A 16,160-nucleotide genomic window follows, 5' to 3' on the forward strand; every position below is an offset into this window, starting at 1 on the left:
AGTCGCGGTGCGAGGAAACCATTATGCAAAATCAGCTCTATATCGATGGCCGCTTCGTCGATGCGGTCGCCGGCGGCACCATCGACGTGGTCTCGCCCCACGACGGTTCGTTGATCACCCGCATTGCCGCTGCCGAAGCCGCTGATATCGACCTCGCTGTCGCCGCGGCCAAACGCGCGTTCCCGGCCTGGTCGGCGCTGGGCGCGGCCGAACGTGGACGCCTGTTGCTCAAGCTCGCGGACAAGATCGAAGCGTGCAGCGAAGAGCTGGCGCAGCTCGAATCCCTGAACACCGGGCACCCGATTCGCGATTCCCGTGGCCTCGACGTGCCACGTACCGCCGCGTGCTTTCGCTACTTTGGCGGCATGGCCGACAAGATCGAAGGCGCGGTGATTCCGGTCGAAGCCGGGTTCCTCAATTACGTGCAGCGCAAGCCGATCGGTGTGGTCGGGCAGATCGTGCCGTGGAACTTTCCGCTGATGTTCACCAGTTGGAAAATGGGCCCGGCACTCGCGGCGGGCAACACCATCGTGATCAAGCCTTCGGAAATCACCCCGTTGTCGACCTTGCGCATCGTCGAGTTGATGACCGAAGTCGGTTTCCCCAAAGGCGTGGTCAACGTGGTGCCGGGGTACGGCCACACCGCCGGGCAAGCGCTGGCCGAACACCTCGACGTGGGCAAGATTGCCTTCACCGGTTCTACCGCCACCGGGCGGCGGATCGTTGAGGCATCGAAGAGCAACCTCAAGCGCATCCAGCTGGAATTGGGCGGGAAGGGGGCCAACATCGTTTTCGAAGACGCCAACCTCGACGCAGCGGTCAACGGCGCGGCCTGGGCGATCTTTCACAACCAGGGCCAGGCGTGCATCGCCGGTTCGCGTTTGATTCTGCACAAGGACATCGCTGACCAGTTTCTGGAACGCTTCATCGCCTTGGCCAAATCCATTCGCCTTGGCGACCCGATGGACCCGGAAACCGAAATGGGCCCGCTGACCTCGGCGCTGCACCGCGACCGCGTGATGGCCTATATCGATATTGCCATCGAGCAGGGCGGCAAGATTCTCGCCGGTGGCAAGGCGCCGGACGACAAGGCCCTGGCCAAGGGTTTTTATGTCGAACCGACGATCGTCGAGGCCAAGCCGGGTGATCGGGTGTGTCAGGAAGAAGTGTTCGGCCCGTTTGTCACCGTGGTGCGTTTCAGCACCGACGAAGAAGCCCTCGCCATCGCCAACAGCAGCGAGTACGGACTGGGCAGCGGCCTGTGGACGCAGAACCTGAGCCGCGCACACAAAATGGCTGACGCCATTCATGCCGGCATGTGCTGGATCAACTGCTACAAGCGCGTCAGCCCTGGCAGCCCGTTTGGCGGCGTCGGTCAGTCCGGTTACGGCCGTGAGATGGGGTTTGAAGCGATCCACGACTACACCGAAGCCCGTTCGGTGTGGGTCAACGTCGACGCGAAAATCCCGCCACACTTCAAACGCTGAGGCTTGTCATGAACCCTTTTATCTACCAAAGCCTGCCGACCCGCGTGGTGTTCGGCTGGGGCAAACTCTCGGCGCTGGCTGAAGAAATCGAACGGCTGGGTGCGCGGCGAGCACTGATCCTCACCACCCCTGAACAGCAAGGTCTGGGCGAACGTGTCGCTGCGTTGCTCGGTGACCGCGCGGCGGGCGTTTATGCCAAAGCGGTGATGCACGTTCCATTGGAAGTGGCGCAGGCGGCGCGGGTGGAAGCGGCGCGTCTGGATGCCGATTGCTGCGTGGCCATCGGCGGGGGTTCGACCATCGGCCTGGGCAAGGCGATCGCCATGGATTCCGGCCTGCCTATCGTCGCGGTGCCGACCACTTACGCCGGTTCGGAGATGACGCCGATCTACGGGCTGACCGAGAATCGCCTGAAGAAAACCGGGCGTGATCCGAGGGTTTTGCCGAAGACGGTGATCTACGATCCGCAATTGACCCTGACCCTGCCGGCGCACATTTCGGCCTGTTCGGGCATGAACGCCATGGCCCACGCGGTTGAGGCGTTGTATGCCGAGGACGCCAATCCGATTATCGGTTTCATGGCCGAAGAATCCATTCGCTCGCTGGCGCAGGCGTTGCCCGGCGTGGTCAAGGATCCCAATGACGCCGAGGCCCGCAGCCAGGCGTTGTACGGCGCGTGGCTGGCGGGCATTTGCCTGGGCTCGGTCGGCATGGCCTTGCACCACAAGCTTTGCCACACCTTGGGTGGGACCTTCAATCTGCCCCATGCCCAGGCCCACGCCATCGTTCTGCCGCACGCCGCGCATTACAACCGCGAAGCGGCGGCGGGGCCGTTGCAACGTGCCGCTCGCGCACTGGGTGGCAGCGATGCCAGCGAAGTCGGCGCCTTGCTGTATGCGCTGAACCAGAAGCTGGGCATTCCACTGGCATTGGCGGACATCGGCTTCCCCGCGAACGGCCCGCATGAAGCGGCGAAAATCGCCTGTGCCAGCCCTTATTACAATCCACGGCCGTTTGAACAAGCCCCGATCGAAGCGCTGTTGACCCGCGCCATGCAAGGGCTGGCACCCGCCTGACAGCCCAGCCATTTCAATTTTCATCGGAATAACAACAATGACCGATCAAGAGAAAATCACGGAATCGCTGATTTCCGCGCAAGCCGTGAGCAGTTTCAACGACGCGCCGAACCCGCGTTACAAACAGATCATGCAAAGCCTGACGCGGCATCTGCACGCCTTTGTCAGCGAGGTCGAATTGACCGAGCAGGAATGGTTCGAAGGCATCCGTTTCCTGACCGAGACCGGGCACAAATGCGACGGTCTGGTGCGCCAGGAATTCATTCTGCTGTCGGACACCCTTGGTGTGTCGATGCTGGTGGATGCGATCAACCACAGGCACAGCGCCACGGCGACCGAGACCACGGTATTCGGGCCGTTCTACATCGACGGCATGCCTGATCGAGCGTTCGGCGAAAACATGGCCTTCACCCAGGGCGAGACGGCGCTGGTGCGTGGCCGCGTGGTCGATGTTCACGGCAATGCCCTGGCCGGTGCGGTGCTCGATGTCTGGCAGACTGCCGAGAACGGCATGTATTCCGGCCAGGACACCGAGCAGCCGTTCGGTAATTTGCGCGGTCGCTACCGTACCGACTCGGACGGCTGTTTTGCGATTCGCACGATTGTCCCGGTGGCCTACCCGATACCGACCGATGGTCCGGTGGGGCGCATGCTCGACGCGGCCAACCGTCATGCGTGGCGGCCCGCGCACCTGCATTTCATGGTTGAGGTGCAAGGCTATCGCAAACTGGTCACGCACCTGTTCAATCACGATGACCCGTATCTGGCGTCCGATGCGGTGTTCGGCGTCAAACAGTCATTGCAGGTGATCTACGAAGACCGGATCAGCCACGACGATGTGTCGGCCATACTGGGTATGGACGTGCCGTTCAAGCGCGCGTGCTACGAATTTGTGATGGAAACCGAGTGAAGCATGGGCCAGTTTTTTGCAGTGTTCGCCACAGACCACCCGGATTCGTTGGCCTTGCGTCAGCGTTTGCGACCCAGCCATCAAGCGCATTTACGTGCGACCGAGCGCCATCGCGTGGTCGTGCGGTTCGGCGGCCCGACCCTCGATGAGGCCGGTGCGGCGATGAACGGCACGTTGCTGGTGATCGAGGCGCACAGCTTGCCGGAAGTGGAGGCCTTCGTTCAGGACGATCCGTACGTACAGGCCGGGTTGTTTGCGAGTATCCAGATCCGTCCGTGGTACTGGAGCCTCGGCAATCCGGAATTGCGTGGCTGAGCATGACCACGATCACGTTGTGCCAACTGGACGACATCGCCGACGGCGGCGCCCTCGGCCTGCCGCAGCACCAGCAACTGCATCCAGCGGGCCTGGTGGCGGTGCGCCAAGGCCGGCAAGTGTGGGTCTACATCAACCGCTGTCCGCATTTTTCGGTGCCACTGGATTATCGTCCGCAGGAGTTTTGCACCTATCGCGGCAAGGTCTTGATGTGCGCGCACCACAGCGCAATGTTTCTTTTTGAAAACGGGCACTGTATCGACGGGCCCTGCAAGGGCGCGCAGTTGGAGCCGGTGCCTGTGCGATGGGTCGACAGCCGATTGGTCATGGACCTCAACTGAGCGCTGCCGGTTTCCCTTCGTGCTCTTGCGTTACTCCCTCAGGCATCGCCAATGCCGTCGCGAAATTTAACGCCGACATGTACATCAACCCTCTGCCAGGCTCGGTCAGCCTGGCGTTTACACAGATGAAGTCGAACACCTCTTCTGCCTGAGCTACCTCTACCACCACGTTGACCACCCGGGTGAGCACCGCCTCTGGCACTTCGTTGCGGGGGGCTTTGGTGGCCTGCAGGATGGCCACGCCACGGCAACTGACGCTGTCCGCGCGGGTAATGCCATGTGTCTCTCGCAATAGCTGCAACAACCTGCGCTCGGTGCCATCGTCGGGCAACACGCAGGTAATGAGTTTGGCAGCCCCACCCGGTACTCCCGTGACCGCCAGGCTCACGAGGCATTCTCCTGCTTCAGCATCTCGCGGGGGATGTAGGTCGCCACTTTTTCCACGGGGGTCGCATAGATCATTCCAGCACCGGGAACATGCAGATTGGCCGCGTGATAGATCGCCTCGAGTACCGCATCCTGATAGTCGGCAGCGACCAGCAGGCTCACCACTTCCTTCTCCGCATCGATGGCGATGCTCAGCAGACCGAGTCGCTCACGGGGACCAATTCCGTTGGCGTGGTAGACAATGGCACCTGGCGCGCCCATGCCCTGGGCCGCGCGGATCACCAGATCGGCGCGCCCGACGGGGACAATGCAGGTGATCAGTGCAACGTCAGTGAGGTAGGTAATGCCTTCTGCTTTCATCCTGCTTCTCCCGTGTCCAATAATTGCTTCGCAGGTTGTTCCGCGGCGGCCTTTGTCTGTCTCCACAACTGGAAACGCGCCCAGTGTCCGAGGAGCATGACGCTGATGACCGGGCCGACGGAGGCCATGCAAAGAATGCCGAAACCTTCGACGGCGTTGGTCGCATTGCCCAGTCCCAGGCCCATGGCCAGAACCAGCGGAACGGTGATTGGCCCGGTGGTGACGCCCGCGCTATCCCAGGCCACATTGACGAATTCTTCGGTCGAAAAAATCGTCAGTACCACCGCGAACAGGTAGGGCGGCACCACCAGCCAGACCAGAGGCAGGCCGAACACCAACTTGGCCACACCCACGGCAATGCCGCAGGCGACACCTATCGATACCGCGCGGATAAGGCCGCGCTTGCGGATAAACCCGTTGGTCAGCGTCTCGGCGGTGACGCCGAGCGCATTCAGCGCGGGCTCGGCGACGGTTGCCCCGTAGCCGAGTACCCAGGCGAACACCAGGGCCAGGACCAACCCCACCTCATACCGGTAGAGTGGGGAGTCATCCGCACCCGGCGTCTGCATGAAGGCTGCCGGAATCAGCGAACCGGCACTGCCTCCCAGCTTGGACAGACCATAGGTCAGGCCGAGATTGAACAGGCACATGCCCACCACGGTCAGGGCGATGCCGAGGAAGATCTCGCCGCGCCGTGGCAGGCTTTGGCGCAGCAGCAGTCTCAGTACGATCAGCAGAAATATCACCAGCGGCACGATGGCCCGCAGCCCGGAAACAATCTCCAGTCCGGGGCTGACCGTGTGCCAGTCAGCCGCCTGTTGTCCGGCGCTGGCCGCGACCTGCGCCGCGGCAATGATGTCTGCTGGCGAGGATATGGCCGCCACGTACAGGCCCAGCAGCATGACGCCGATGACGGGAAACAGTGAGGCGAGGGTGACAATGCCGAACCCGGACAGCCCGGAACCGCCCTTGCCGGCAGCCGCCGCGATGCCGATGCCCAACGCCAGTACCAGCGGGACAGTGACCGGTCCGGTGGTGACCGCGCCGGCATCCCAGGCCAGGCCGATAATCTTTGCCAGCTCGGGATCACTGCTCATGTACACGGTCAGCAGCAGAACGGGCGCCAGTGATAAATAGATCAGCGGCTTCAGGCTCCAGCCGTAGAGGAAGCGCAGCGTGCCGATGACAGCGGCCAGGCCGACGCTGGCCCCCACCACCAGCACCAGTGCGCTGGTCCACTGATTGAGGATCGCCCAGAGGTAGGGCGCGCGCTCTGCAGAAACGTTTTGCCCGGCGGCGCGCAGTGCGCCAATGGCGGGTTCGGCGAACGTCACTCCGATGCCCAGCAGCAGGGTCACCAGCAACACTACGGGCAGGGATAACTTGCGGGGAAGGTTGCTGCCGATGATTTCACCGAATGGCATCAGGCCAAGTTTCAGGCCTTCCATGAACAGCATCAGTCCGACGATGACGGCGAACAGGCCTGCCGTGACCAGCATCGAGTCCTCAACCAATTGGCGCAGGATGATGATCTGAAACAGCACCAGGTACAGGGCCAGCGGCACCACGGCGCGAAGCTGCTCCATAAACCGGACATTGAGATAGGGCTTGAGGATGGCGGCGATCTCGCCGCCACGTAATTTCACCGCTTTGTGAGGGGCGGCCTGCCAGTGGCCATCGGCATCGCGGACCGGTGCGCGGACCAGCTCACGCATGGGAATTTCGCGGCGACCCGCTCCGATCCTGTGCAAGTATTCGGCGTAGCGAATGGTGTCTTTCATAGAGTCATCTGTTGAGGTTGATCTACGGGTGTTCGACCATCAGGCGGTCTCGTCTTTGTTGCGGCGTTCCCTGACATCCGTTGAGTCATCAGCGTAGCAGGGGAGATGAGGAGTGACTCGATGTGAACCCGTTCCCTTGAAGCCCAGTTCGAACTGAACCAGGTTGATCAGCTCATAGGCATCAATCGGCTTCAACAGAAAGTCGACCACATTCAAATGCATGGCCTCGATGGCATCCCGAACCTCTGCATCTCCAGACACGATCACAATGGGCAGATCCGCCCACTCGGAGTTTCGGATCTTGCGGATCAACGCCAGGCCATTCAGCGGATGCATGTGCAAGTCCGTTATGACCAACCCGATTGAACTGTCGATTTCCAACAAACACAAAGCCTCGGCGACACTGCCAGCCGTCACACAGGCGACGCCATTAACTTGAAGGATTTCGGCCAGCAACTCGCGTGTAGCGTCGTCGTCATCAACGATCAAGGCTGTTTGAAGTGGCAATCCCGGGCCCTGGAGGGCGGCGTTGATTGCCTCTCGCTCGGCGTCACTTAAAAGGTCGTAGTCGATCATCGGCTTCTTGGTCGGGAAGAAGGTTTCGAGGGGTTGAATCGAGCGACCCGCAGGGCCGCTCAATTCAACTGCGCATTACCAGAGAATGTAAGCAGACGCCGTTGTTTGATTCAGATCGATTTCGCCAACTTCCAGTACTTCATATTCGGCACGGATGCCGATGTTGCGAAATACATCAAACTCAACGCCGGCACCGTAAGTCAGGTCCACGCCAGTGTCGTCATCGCTGGCATTACCGTCCGCATCCCAGGCATGAGCACCGACACTACCGAATACTCGTATGCGGTCGCCTATCGGAAAGCCGATATGGGCCGCGGCTTGAACTGATTTACCATCGAAATCAAGATCCTTGTCCTCGAATTGGCCAAGATCAACAAAAGCGCCTTCGAACGCGAGATAACTGTTGAGACGATAACCTGCAAAAACCTTATAGCTGGTGTCGTCATCGCTCAGCTGGGATTTGTCGGTTTCAATGCTGCTGACGCCAGCGCCAAGATACAAACCTTTGTCATCCGCGAGTGCCTGAAAAGACAGTAACGAAAGCAGCGAAACGAAGCCAAGGTTTCGAAATAACATGTGAGGTGAAGTCCTTCTACAGGTTGTCGGTGGTGAGGTGAACGCTTAGAAATTTGAGTGATCGCGAAGGTTGAGAGAAATCAATGATTGATATTTTGTGTGCGTTATAAGCCGTCAATCAGCCAGGCTAATGCGACGCCACATAAATAGGCGGCCAGGCAAAAGAAGATCTTTTGTTTGAGCGGCAATGAATTCAATCGATAGCGCATGCTGGTCCCTTCGGCTGAGAAATAAGCAATATTGGCCATTCGGGGCGACGGAGGAAAATTAATGATTGTTATTTATGGAATGGATGCTTATCGAAGTTGCAGTTTTGATGAGTGGCGCCGGGCAGTTTCCGAGGGCACTTCCCCATAAGCATCGTGATACGCCTTGGAAAACCTGCTCAGGTGATGGAAGTTCCAATACATCGCCGTTTCGGTGACGGTTGGCCAGGTGTTGCGGATCAAGTCTCGACGAACATTGGCGAGCCTTACATTTCTAATGTAGGCAATCGGCGTCACGCCGAACGTTTCGACGAAACCATGATGCAAAGTGCGAGTCGTCGTTCTGAGTTGTTTGACCAACGCTTTCATGCACAGCGCTTTTTTTGCATTGGCGTGGATGTATTCGATGGCTTCTATCGCGACCCTTCTTCTGGTCGGGGTTTTAAGTGCGGAGCGCCCAACCGGCGTCAGTGCCCGCAGCAGTGAAGTCAGCAGTGCACTTTCAACGCCTGAAGCTTTCGAGCTGTCACGCTGTTTTAAAGAAGGGGTCTTGACGTCGATCGCATAAGCGCTGATGGCTTGAATGGCAGATTGTATTAACTTGAAGTTGGCCACCTGAAAGCGCTGTTCCTTTCGATTGGCCAGAACGTCGATCGCGGGGTGATTTTCCAGGCACTGGGCATAGTGTTCCAGCGTCGTGGTCAGGGTGAACAGCGTTTCGTTCGGCTCGCAGGTGTAATGCACGGGTTCATCGCTGTGCAACGCGATGATTTCGTTGGGGCGCAATTCATGATCATTGACGATGGGGCGGCCAACGGAAGTCTGTGAAATGGCAAAGCTGACACAGCCATGAGGCACAGAGCTGATCATCGTGACAGCCGAATCAAACTCCAGTCGACTGCATTGCACTCTAGGGCTATGCATGAGCTTGTGCTGGCGAATGTTCGCCTGATGTTCCGATGTGATGAGGTTCATCTCCCATCGGCCAATGGTTCTATTGGCGTTGTCCGCAGGCGCAGCGGTTACATGAAAGACTTCATCAGGGATGCTCATGGAATTGAAGGCTCTTTAGCTGAATGGACGGTGCCAGGCAATGCCGGCATAAGCTCCAGCGACGCTGAAAAGGCGTATGCGTCGCTCAGGGGTGAATCCACCAGGCTCTGAAGTTTACACGGCGCTATCTTCGACCCAAAAATGGTCGATGTTTCACTGGCCGGGCCGATTGCGGCGGCATCAAAGGCAAAAAAATCTTCGACTCGATAGTCTGTGCAAATCTTGTAACGAGACTGTTCATCGTCCAGCGTCTTCTTGTTGCTTTCAACACGCGTCATGTCGGTACGATAAACTTCCTTGTCATAGGCCATGGCCTTGAGAGAAAGCATTACACCAAACGAAACGGTTGCGATGTTTTTTAGCTGCATTGACGTGCTTTCCTTGTTAGTGATTTTTCAGTCAGAGCCTGGTGTCAGCCGTACTAAACTCACGGCTTGGTCTGTGGATAATCACGCGCCGGCGATGCTGATTGAAGTCAAAAACTCATATTGCCCAGGGTCAGGCAGTCAAGCGAAAAACAATGACTAGAGCGGGATCAGGGAAGGGTCGTCATTGATAACGTATTGTGGCGGGGGCGGTAGGGAGTTGTCGTTTGCCCCTTTGTCGTCATGAGATTCGCTCTCGGAGTAAATCTGCAGATGCGACAATTTCAATTTTTCATTCGGACTCAATTCTATTGAGTAGAAATCGATCTCGGTGCTGCCGTTGGAGTATTCATCGTGCGCCACTGAATGGAAGGGCAATGCCGCTAGAGACAGGACTGCCAGCATCTTGGTCATCATCGGTATGACGGCTCGCAAAAATGTATGTTTCGGGATTAGCCTGGAGCCGTTCTTGTGCTGAATGACAGCAGCTACGGCTCCGAGAATGGTAGAGGCGGGACTTTGAAGGGGGAGAGCGCTTGATACAAATCAGCAATTATTATTTTTGTTATTCGACCCGGTTTCAGCAAGCTCAGTGATTCATGCAGCGCAGACGGCCGAGATCGTGCACATAAAAACACACGGTGCTTTTGTCATTGGTAGGGATCAATTCGTAGTTCAGAACGGCGCCTTCTTGCAGAACATACTGGCGTCTGAAAAAAAGATCAGGCGTCTTTTCAATGGCAAACAACTCGGTGTCCTGGCTAAGTTTGACGTTGCTTATTTTTATCTGAACGTGATGTTTGCTTTCGCGAATGACGTCCGCCGTAATCGTAGCGTTACGAATTTTTCCGTTCAGACTTTCCAGCGTGGTCTGCGTCAGTCGACCGTGCCCGATGGTCAGGTACTCTTCGGTATTAAGCTGGTTCAGATCTTCCAGCCATTGACGGGTAATGGTTTGATAACTGATATTTTCCATGTAATAGGATGGCGAATAAACCAGCGAGAAAATGCAGACGGCGTTGATGATAGCCAGCGCTATCCAGTGAGCAATGGGCGGTATTGACTTCATAGGGTTGTCTCCAGGCATTGTCGAATCATCAATGCGAGGTCTTTTTGATCGCTATTCAACTGCAGATTTACAGTGCTTTCATCCGGGCGAACGCACGAAACGGAATAATTTGATTTAAACAGGTTCAGCCAGACCTGACCTTTCAAGTTGAGCGAAGCCTGTTGCACCTGTTTAGCCGAAAGATCCCTCAGTGATTCAGCTTCAGCGACGCTATCGCCTACTGCATGGATCGTCAGGTCGTTCTGTTGGAGGCTGGAAACTTCTACTTTTCGTGTGTCGAAATCAGAGTGGAAACCAGCAAATACGCAGACGCCCAAGGTCAGGACATAAGCGACTGACAGAGCCTTGGTCATGTAAGTCGATTGCGTGATGTTGCCAGAAGGTAGCGGGACAGGCTCAACTTCGGCTGGCGCAACAAGCTCTTCAATAACGGGCGCAGAAGGTTGCGCGGCTTCCTCTGTAGGCACCGGCAAGTCTGTCTGTGCTTCGACGACATACTGACGGTTGAAACAATAACCTCGTCGAGGAACCGTCATCAGAATCTCATGATCCCGACTGTCATTAAGCAGGTTTCTAAGGGAAAAAACGGCCTGATTCAAACTGCCGGAGGCAACAACGCGGTCATTCCAGGTGTAGTCGATGATCTCATCACGGCTTTTGGTCTGGCCGGGTTCCATCAGCAGCAGGTCGAGTAAACGGGATTCAGCTCGGCCTATCGTGGAACTTTGGACATCACCATGGGGCGTCGTGATGGAAAGCAAGGCGGTATCTGGGTCGAAAAGGGCCATGGCACCATTTTTCAACTTGAAGGCGTAGCGCATGGGAGTCCTCCGTTCGGCGGTTCTGGCTGAGTATACAGACGGCTTGGATGGGCTGGATTTGACGCGATCCATACGGGTCAGGGAGCTGAACGACTACAGGCGGACAAGCGCGGAAGGTGCGGAGGGAGCCATCAGAGAAGGCTGGGATAGCGCAAAAAAAGTATCACTGGAATCAAGCAAGGGTAACCCACGGAGTTTCTATCGAGGGCAGTGATGATGCTCGATAAGGGCCATCGGCGCTATCCGAAAACTGCGAGGCAGGTTTTTCAGGCAGGCCAGCGCTCCCTCAAGGAGCGCCTGGATCAAGGCAAAACGTTGTAGCCGCGCTGTTGCAGGCAGCTGCTGTACACGGAGTTGTTGGCGGTGATGCTTTGGTCGGTGGCGGCAGCGTCTTGACGGCGCTCCTGGCGTTGTCTTGAGCCCCCGATCACCACGCCGGCCGCGGCGGCACTGCGCGCATTGTTCTGGCGATAGTCTTGCTTGATATCGTCGTCGACCTGGTCGTAGAGGTTGTCATGTTGGCGGCCCCGAACCTCCGCGGCAGTGGCTCCGACGACCGCCGCTTTGGTCGCGCCTTTCACCCGACCACCAGATGGGGTTGTGTTTTGTATCGGGAATTGTGCATTGGCCTGTGATTGGCAGGCGCTGGTGTCCTGCTGGATCGTCTGGGAAGTTTGGCTTTTCAATGGCACCACCGTCACCGCCAATGCCTGCGCACTGGCGAGCAATACCAGGATCGATAAGGTAAACATCAGTATTTTCATCACGCCGCACTCTTGTAAAACGTCGTTTCGTGACCTGACGGTGTGTTCAGGCCGGAGGCTGAAACCCCACGCACGCCTACTCGCAATGGGGTACTCCGCAGGGGTTACTGCTTGGAAAGCAGCGCATGCATGTCATTCGTCACGTCTTTAAGTGCGACCTTGAAGTCATTGGCAGCGATAGGCTGGCTGGCGTTTTTCAACGTCGCGCCGAACACCTTGCGTACCACTTTGGCGACTGCCAAACCGGTGTTGGCATCGACCAGGTCGGCTTCAATAAACATCTCCGCGGTCTGATCGCGATGACCGGTAGCGGCTTGAGTGGCGCCGATAATCCCGCCGATCGGAACGGCTTCATACCAATGCATGCCCTCGTTGTTGGCGCTGACATGGGTAATTGCTGCCTGCAAGATCAAGGTCCGCGAAGCGGTCGGTGCCTGTTTTGCATTCGAGACAATGGTGTAGGAGGGTGCAAGGGCAGTCTTGATGCTGTTGCTGGCCATCGTCTGTACGTCTTGCAGGGTTTTCAGGTTGGCGCGTTCGGTCGGTTTCGGGGCGGGGTACAGCTCTACTTCCTTGAACACGACGGTGGAATAGGCGCGAGGATCAAACCCGGGCGCCACCCAGCGCAGCACCTTCTGTTCACTCGGCGTCGTTTGCTCCTCCAGGCCTTGGTAATTGGCGAGGAAGCCCGAATACTGCTCTTGCTGCGCCACTTTCGAGACGCAGCCGACCTGAAACACGCAGCTCAAGGCGATACCCGCAATCCATTTATTCGACATGCTCATGTGTTCTGTTCTCAAGTGATGAAAGTTGTCATTCAGGTTCCGGCAAAGCGGGGCGGATGCTGCCCGCAGTGGCTGGATAATCCGAATCAATAACCCTCAAAAACTATTAAACGTGGTTGCCGGCGCATCTGCGGCCTAAACCCGAATCGTTCCCCCAAGGGCTGTGTCATGAAATGAAAAGCCATTGTCGTCTGATGAGAAGCGGCTCCCCAGGCGGCGTCCTACAGTCCAATCAGCGCAATTCGACGCAGCAAGCCAACAATGCAGATTGGAGAATAAGAAATCATGGCCAAAGCCGTCCGCTTCTATGAAACCGGTGGTCCCGAAGTCCTTCGCTATGAAGACGTGGAAGTCGGCGATCCCGGTCCAGGCCAGGTTCGTCTTCGTCATGTGGCGGTCGGCTTGAACTATGCCGACACGTACTTCCGCAATGGCACCTACCCGATCCCTATGCCCAACGGAATGGGGGTTGAGGCTTCCGGTGTGGTTCAGGCCGTCGGGGAGGGCGTGACCAATGTACAAGTGGGGGATCGCGTCACCTACACCGGTTTTCTCAATACCCTGGGTGCCTACAGCACCGAGCGTCTGATCGCGGCCGCACCGCTGATCAAGTTGCCGGAAACCATCAGCTTCGAAACTGCTGCCGCCATGACCATGCGCGGCCTGACCTCGTCGTACCTGATGCGCCGCATCTACGACTTCAAGGCCGGCGACAGTATTTTGCTGCACGCCGCTGCCGGTGGTGTCGGCCTGATCGTTTCGCAGTGGGCCAAGTTGCTCGGCGTGAACGTCATCGGCACCGTGTCCACCGACGCCAAGGGTGAAATCGCCCTGGCCCACGGTTGCAGCCAGGTCATCAACTACAGCCATGAAGACGTGGCCAAGCGCGTTCGTGAAATGACCGACGGCGTGGGTGTCAACGTGGTGTTCGACAGCGTGGGCAAAAACACCTTCGAGGGCTCGCTGGATTCGCTCAAGCGTCGTGGCCTGATGGTGTGTGTCGGGACTGCATCCGGTCCGATTCCGCCGTTCAATCCAGCGCTGCTGGCGATGAAAGGCTCGCTGTACATGACGCGCCCGGCCCTGGCCGACTATATCGCCGATCCGGCGGAAAAAGCCGAGCTGGCCGGCGAGTTGTTCGACCACGTCGGCAGCGGTCGGATCAAAATTGAAATCAACCAGCACTATGCCTTGCAAGACGCTGTCCAGGCCCATCGCGACCTGGAGTCACGCAAGACTACCGGCTCGTCGATTTTCGTCATTTAAGGAGCTACCAGCCATGAAAGTCGAACAATTGACCTGCAGCATTGGCGCCGAGCTGATCGGCGTCAACCTCGCCGACGCGGTGCACGATGACGATCTGTTTGCCGAGATCCGTGCCCAGTTGCTCAAGCATCGGGTGGTGTTCCTGCGCGATCAGGACATCAGCCGCGCCGACCACGTGGCCTTCGCCCGTCGTTTCGGCGAGCTGGAAGACCATCCGGTGGCCGGCAGCGACCCTGATCATCCGGGGCTGGTGCGCATCTACAAGAATCCGGACCAGCCAATGGACCGCTACGAGAACGCCTGGCACACCGACGCCACCTGGCGCGAAATCCCGCCGATGGGTGCCGTGCTGCGTTGCGTAGAGTGCCCGCCCGTGGGCGGCGACACCATGTGGGCCAACATGGCCCTGGCCTATGCGAACCTGCCGGAAGACGTGAAGGTGAAGATCGCCGACCTGCGCGCCCGCCACAGCATCGAAGCGAGCTTCGGTGCGGCCATGCCGATCGAGAAGCGACTGGCATTGAGAGCGATGTACCCGGATGCCGAACACCCGGTGGTGCGCACCCACCCGGAAACCGGCGAGAAAGTACTGTTCGTCAACGCCTTCGCCACCCACCTCAGCAACTACCACACCCCTGAGCGGGTGCGCTTCGGCCAGGACGCCAACCCCGGTGCCGGCGAGTTGCTGCGCTACCTGATCAGCCAGGCGTACATCCCTGAGTACCAGGTTCGCTGGCGCTGGAAGCCAAACAGCATCGCCATCTGGGACAACCGCAGCACCCAGCATTACGCGGTCATGGATTACCCGCCGTGCCATCGCAAGATGGAACGCGCCGGGATCATTGGCGACAAGACGTTCTGATCGACGCCCTCTGAATTCGAACTCGTAGACGCGCCTGCCAGGCATGACCGGCAGGCGGACAATCATAAAAACTGGAGTAACTCATGCAATTCTTCGACGATTCCCTGCACCCGGAAACCATGGAAAAAGTGGTCATCACCGTGGCCCCGTACGGCCCTGAGTGGATGCCGGAAGATTTCCCGGAAGACATCCCGCTGACCATGGACGAGCAAGTCCAGAAGGCTGTCGAGTGCTATGAAGCCGGCGCGACCGTGCTGCACTTGCACGTACGTGAGCTGGACGGCAAGGGTTCCAAGCGCCTGTCCAAATTCAACGAATTGATTGCCGGCGTGCGTGAAGCGGTGCCGGACATGATTATCCAGGTCGGCGGTTCGATTTCCTTCGCACCGGAAAGCGATGGCGAAGCCGCGCTGTGGTTGTCCGACGATACCCGCCACATGCTGGCCGAGCTGACGCCAAAACCGGATCAGGTCACGGTGGCGATCAACACCACCCAGATGAACATCATGGAATTGCTGTATCCGGAATACCTGGAAGGCACTTCCCTGGCCAACCCTGCCTTTCAGGCTGCCTACAGCGAAATGACCGTACCGGCCGGCCCGTCCTGGGTGATCGAGCACCTCAAGCGCCTGATGGACAATGACATCCAGCCGCACTTCCAGCTGACCGGCATGCACGCCTTGGAAACGCTGCAGCGCATGGTGCGCAAGGGTCTCTACAAAGGTCCATTGAACCTGACCTGGATCGGCATCGGTGGCGGTTTCGACGGTCCTAATCCGTTCAACTTCTTCAACTTCATCCACCGCGTACCGGACGGCTGCACCCTGACGTCCGAGTCGCTGCTCAAGAACGTGCTGCCGTTCAACACCATGGCGATGGCCATGGGTCTGCACCCGCGCGTGGGCAACGAAGACACTATTATTGATCACAAGGGCGAGCGTTTTGGTTCGGTTGCTCAGATCAGGCAAACCGTGCGCATCGCTCATGAACTGGGTCGCGAAATCGCTACCGGCAAAGAAGCCCGCGAGATTTATCGCATCGGTGTGAAGTACGACACCATCGAAGAAACACTGTTGGCTAACGGAATGGCCCCCAACCGCAAGGCTGGGCAAAAAGGTGTGCCGCAACGCGGCTGACCGACAGCGGGAGCGAGGGGGGTA

General features: G+C 58.0%; 18 protein-coding genes and 1 pseudogene. 8 read left to right on the top strand and 11 right to left on the bottom strand.

Features of this window, described 5'->3' with window-relative positions; all coding sequences use genetic code 11:
* Positions 1-23: 23 nt before the first annotated feature.
* The 5 genes from AC07N8_RS09920 to AC07N8_RS09940 are packed head-to-tail and all read left to right on the top strand — an operon-like array spanning position 24 to position 4,129.
* On the top strand, positions 24-1,487 hold the full coding sequence (locus tag AC07N8_RS09920; protein WP_483840060.1) for an aldehyde dehydrogenase family protein: 1,464 nt from the start codon (positions 24-26) through the stop codon (positions 1,485-1,487).
* A gap of 8 nt (positions 1,488-1,495) precedes the next feature.
* Positions 1,496-2,563, top strand: coding sequence for a maleylacetate reductase (locus tag AC07N8_RS09925; RefSeq protein WP_493143303.1), 1,068 nt, complete (start codon positions 1,496-1,498; stop codon positions 2,561-2,563).
* A gap of 37 nt (positions 2,564-2,600) precedes the next feature.
* Complete coding sequence (locus AC07N8_RS09930; protein ID WP_493143305.1) at positions 2,601-3,473, top strand: dioxygenase family protein; 873 nt, start codon at positions 2,601-2,603, stop codon at positions 3,471-3,473.
* A 3-nt stretch (positions 3,474-3,476) separates the two neighbouring features.
* The gene (locus AC07N8_RS09935) at positions 3,477-3,788 is read left to right on the top strand and encodes a YciI family protein (RefSeq protein WP_483840057.1); all 312 of its coding nucleotides are present in this window, start codon (positions 3,477-3,479) and stop codon (positions 3,786-3,788) included.
* 2 nt (positions 3,789-3,790) lie between these two features.
* Complete coding sequence (locus AC07N8_RS09940) at positions 3,791-4,129, top strand: Rieske (2Fe-2S) protein (RefSeq protein WP_493143307.1); 339 nt, start codon at positions 3,791-3,793, stop codon at positions 4,127-4,129.
* Here the strand turns inward: AC07N8_RS09940 and AC07N8_RS09945 are convergent.
* From AC07N8_RS09945 to AC07N8_RS09995, 11 genes and pseudogenes are all read right to left on the bottom strand, one after another.
* On the bottom strand, positions 4,122-4,517 hold the full coding sequence (locus AC07N8_RS09945) for a hypothetical protein (RefSeq protein WP_483840055.1): 396 nt from the start codon (positions 4,515-4,517) through the stop codon (positions 4,122-4,124). The two genes, AC07N8_RS09940 and AC07N8_RS09945, sit on opposite strands and share 8 nt — an antisense overlap.
* Complete coding sequence (locus tag AC07N8_RS09950; RefSeq protein ID WP_483840054.1) at positions 4,514-4,876, bottom strand: P-II family nitrogen regulator; 363 nt, start codon at positions 4,874-4,876, stop codon at positions 4,514-4,516. The genes AC07N8_RS09945 and AC07N8_RS09950 overlap by 4 nt, the downstream gene beginning before the upstream one ends.
* Entirely contained in the window at positions 4,873-6,657 is a 1,785-nt protein-coding gene (locus AC07N8_RS09955; RefSeq protein WP_483840053.1) for a DUF1538 domain-containing protein, read from the bottom strand. Before AC07N8_RS09955 ends, AC07N8_RS09950 begins: the two co-directional genes overlap by 4 nt.
* Positions 6,658-6,798: 141 nt before the next feature.
* Positions 6,799-7,233: pseudogene (locus AC07N8_RS09960) on the bottom strand (response regulator); the annotation flags it as partial.
* A 75-nt stretch (positions 7,234-7,308) separates the two neighbouring features.
* On the bottom strand, positions 7,309-7,809 hold the full coding sequence (locus tag AC07N8_RS09965; protein WP_483840052.1) for an outer membrane beta-barrel protein: 501 nt from the start codon (positions 7,807-7,809) through the stop codon (positions 7,309-7,311).
* A 296-nt stretch (positions 7,810-8,105) separates the two neighbouring features.
* A complete protein-coding gene (locus AC07N8_RS09970; RefSeq protein ID WP_483840051.1) occupies positions 8,106-9,068 on the bottom strand; it encodes a helix-turn-helix domain-containing protein in 963 nt (320 codons plus the stop codon).
* Entirely contained in the window at positions 9,065-9,436 is a 372-nt protein-coding gene (locus AC07N8_RS09975) for a hypothetical protein (RefSeq protein ID WP_483840050.1), read from the bottom strand. The genes AC07N8_RS09970 and AC07N8_RS09975 overlap by 4 nt, the downstream gene beginning before the upstream one ends.
* A 586-nt stretch (positions 9,437-10,022) precedes the next feature.
* Positions 10,023-10,502 (bottom strand): hypothetical protein, encoded by a 480-nt coding sequence (locus tag AC07N8_RS09980; protein WP_493143309.1) that lies wholly within the window; start codon positions 10,500-10,502, stop codon positions 10,023-10,025.
* Positions 10,499-11,323, bottom strand: coding sequence for a winged helix-turn-helix domain-containing protein (locus tag AC07N8_RS09985; protein ID WP_493143311.1), 825 nt, complete (start codon positions 11,321-11,323; stop codon positions 10,499-10,501). Before AC07N8_RS09985 ends, AC07N8_RS09980 begins: the two co-directional genes overlap by 4 nt.
* A gap of 302 nt (positions 11,324-11,625) precedes the next feature.
* Complete coding sequence (locus AC07N8_RS09990) at positions 11,626-12,087, bottom strand: hypothetical protein (RefSeq protein WP_483840047.1); 462 nt, start codon at positions 12,085-12,087, stop codon at positions 11,626-11,628.
* Positions 12,088-12,191: 104 nt separating this feature from the next.
* A complete protein-coding gene (locus AC07N8_RS09995; protein ID WP_493143313.1) occupies positions 12,192-12,872 on the bottom strand; it encodes a DUF3313 domain-containing protein in 681 nt (226 codons plus the stop codon).
* 285 nt (positions 12,873-13,157) lie between these two features.
* Between AC07N8_RS09995 and AC07N8_RS10000 the strand changes: the two genes are divergently transcribed.
* The 3 genes from AC07N8_RS10000 (at position 13,158) to AC07N8_RS10010 (ending at position 16,136) form a co-directional block, all read left to right on the top strand.
* Positions 13,158-14,138, top strand: coding sequence for a quinone oxidoreductase family protein (locus AC07N8_RS10000; RefSeq protein ID WP_483840045.1), 981 nt, complete (start codon positions 13,158-13,160; stop codon positions 14,136-14,138).
* A 13-nt stretch (positions 14,139-14,151) separates the two neighbouring features.
* Positions 14,152-15,000 (top strand): TauD/TfdA dioxygenase family protein, encoded by an 849-nt coding sequence (locus AC07N8_RS10005; RefSeq protein WP_483840044.1) that lies wholly within the window; start codon positions 14,152-14,154, stop codon positions 14,998-15,000.
* A gap of 83 nt (positions 15,001-15,083) precedes the next feature.
* On the top strand, positions 15,084-16,136 hold the full coding sequence (locus AC07N8_RS10010; RefSeq protein ID WP_483840043.1) for a beta-keto acid cleavage family enzyme: 1,053 nt from the start codon (positions 15,084-15,086) through the stop codon (positions 16,134-16,136).
* The last annotated feature ends 24 nt before the right edge of the window (positions 16,137-16,160 follow it).

Source organism: Pseudomonas sp. GW821-FHT10C09 (assembly GCF_059415465.1).

What these genes read in the sequence shown, in the direction of transcription:
- AC07N8_RS09920 (WP_483840060.1), top strand. Translation starts at nt 24, where the DNA reads ATGCAAAATCAGCTCTATATCGATGGCCGCTTCGTCGATGCGGTCGCC.
- AC07N8_RS09925 (WP_493143303.1), top strand. Translation starts at nt 1,496, where the DNA reads ATGAACCCTTTTATCTACCAAAGCCTGCCGACCCGCGTGGTGTTCGGC.
- AC07N8_RS09930 (WP_493143305.1), top strand. Translation starts at nt 2,601, where the DNA reads ATGACCGATCAAGAGAAAATCACGGAATCGCTGATTTCCGCGCAAGCC.
- AC07N8_RS09935 (WP_483840057.1), top strand. Translation starts at nt 3,477, where the DNA reads ATGGGCCAGTTTTTTGCAGTGTTCGCCACAGACCACCCGGATTCGTTG.
- AC07N8_RS09940 (WP_493143307.1), top strand. Translation starts at nt 3,791, where the DNA reads ATGACCACGATCACGTTGTGCCAACTGGACGACATCGCCGACGGCGGC.
- AC07N8_RS09950 (WP_483840054.1), bottom strand. Translation starts at nt 4,876, where the DNA reads ATGAAAGCAGAAGGCATTACCTACCTCACTGACGTTGCACTGATCACC.
- AC07N8_RS09955 (WP_483840053.1), bottom strand. Translation starts at nt 6,657, where the DNA reads ATGAAAGACACCATTCGCTACGCCGAATACTTGCACAGGATCGGAGCG.
- AC07N8_RS09965 (WP_483840052.1), bottom strand. Translation starts at nt 7,809, where the DNA reads ATGTTATTTCGAAACCTTGGCTTCGTTTCGCTGCTTTCGTTACTGTCT.
- AC07N8_RS09970 (WP_483840051.1), bottom strand. Translation starts at nt 9,068, where the DNA reads ATGAGCATCCCTGATGAAGTCTTTCATGTAACCGCTGCGCCTGCGGAC.
- AC07N8_RS09975 (WP_483840050.1), bottom strand. Translation starts at nt 9,436, where the DNA reads ATGCAGCTAAAAAACATCGCAACCGTTTCGTTTGGTGTAATGCTTTCT.
- AC07N8_RS09980 (WP_493143309.1), bottom strand. Translation starts at nt 10,502, where the DNA reads ATGAAGTCAATACCGCCCATTGCTCACTGGATAGCGCTGGCTATCATC.
- AC07N8_RS09985 (WP_493143311.1), bottom strand. Translation starts at nt 11,323, where the DNA reads ATGCGCTACGCCTTCAAGTTGAAAAATGGTGCCATGGCCCTTTTCGAC.
- AC07N8_RS09990 (WP_483840047.1), bottom strand. Translation starts at nt 12,087, where the DNA reads ATGAAAATACTGATGTTTACCTTATCGATCCTGGTATTGCTCGCCAGT.
- AC07N8_RS09995 (WP_493143313.1), bottom strand. Translation starts at nt 12,872, where the DNA reads ATGAGCATGTCGAATAAATGGATTGCGGGTATCGCCTTGAGCTGCGTG.
- AC07N8_RS10000 (WP_483840045.1), top strand. Translation starts at nt 13,158, where the DNA reads ATGGCCAAAGCCGTCCGCTTCTATGAAACCGGTGGTCCCGAAGTCCTT.
- AC07N8_RS10005 (WP_483840044.1), top strand. Translation starts at nt 14,152, where the DNA reads ATGAAAGTCGAACAATTGACCTGCAGCATTGGCGCCGAGCTGATCGGC.
- AC07N8_RS10010 (WP_483840043.1), top strand. Translation starts at nt 15,084, where the DNA reads ATGCAATTCTTCGACGATTCCCTGCACCCGGAAACCATGGAAAAAGTG.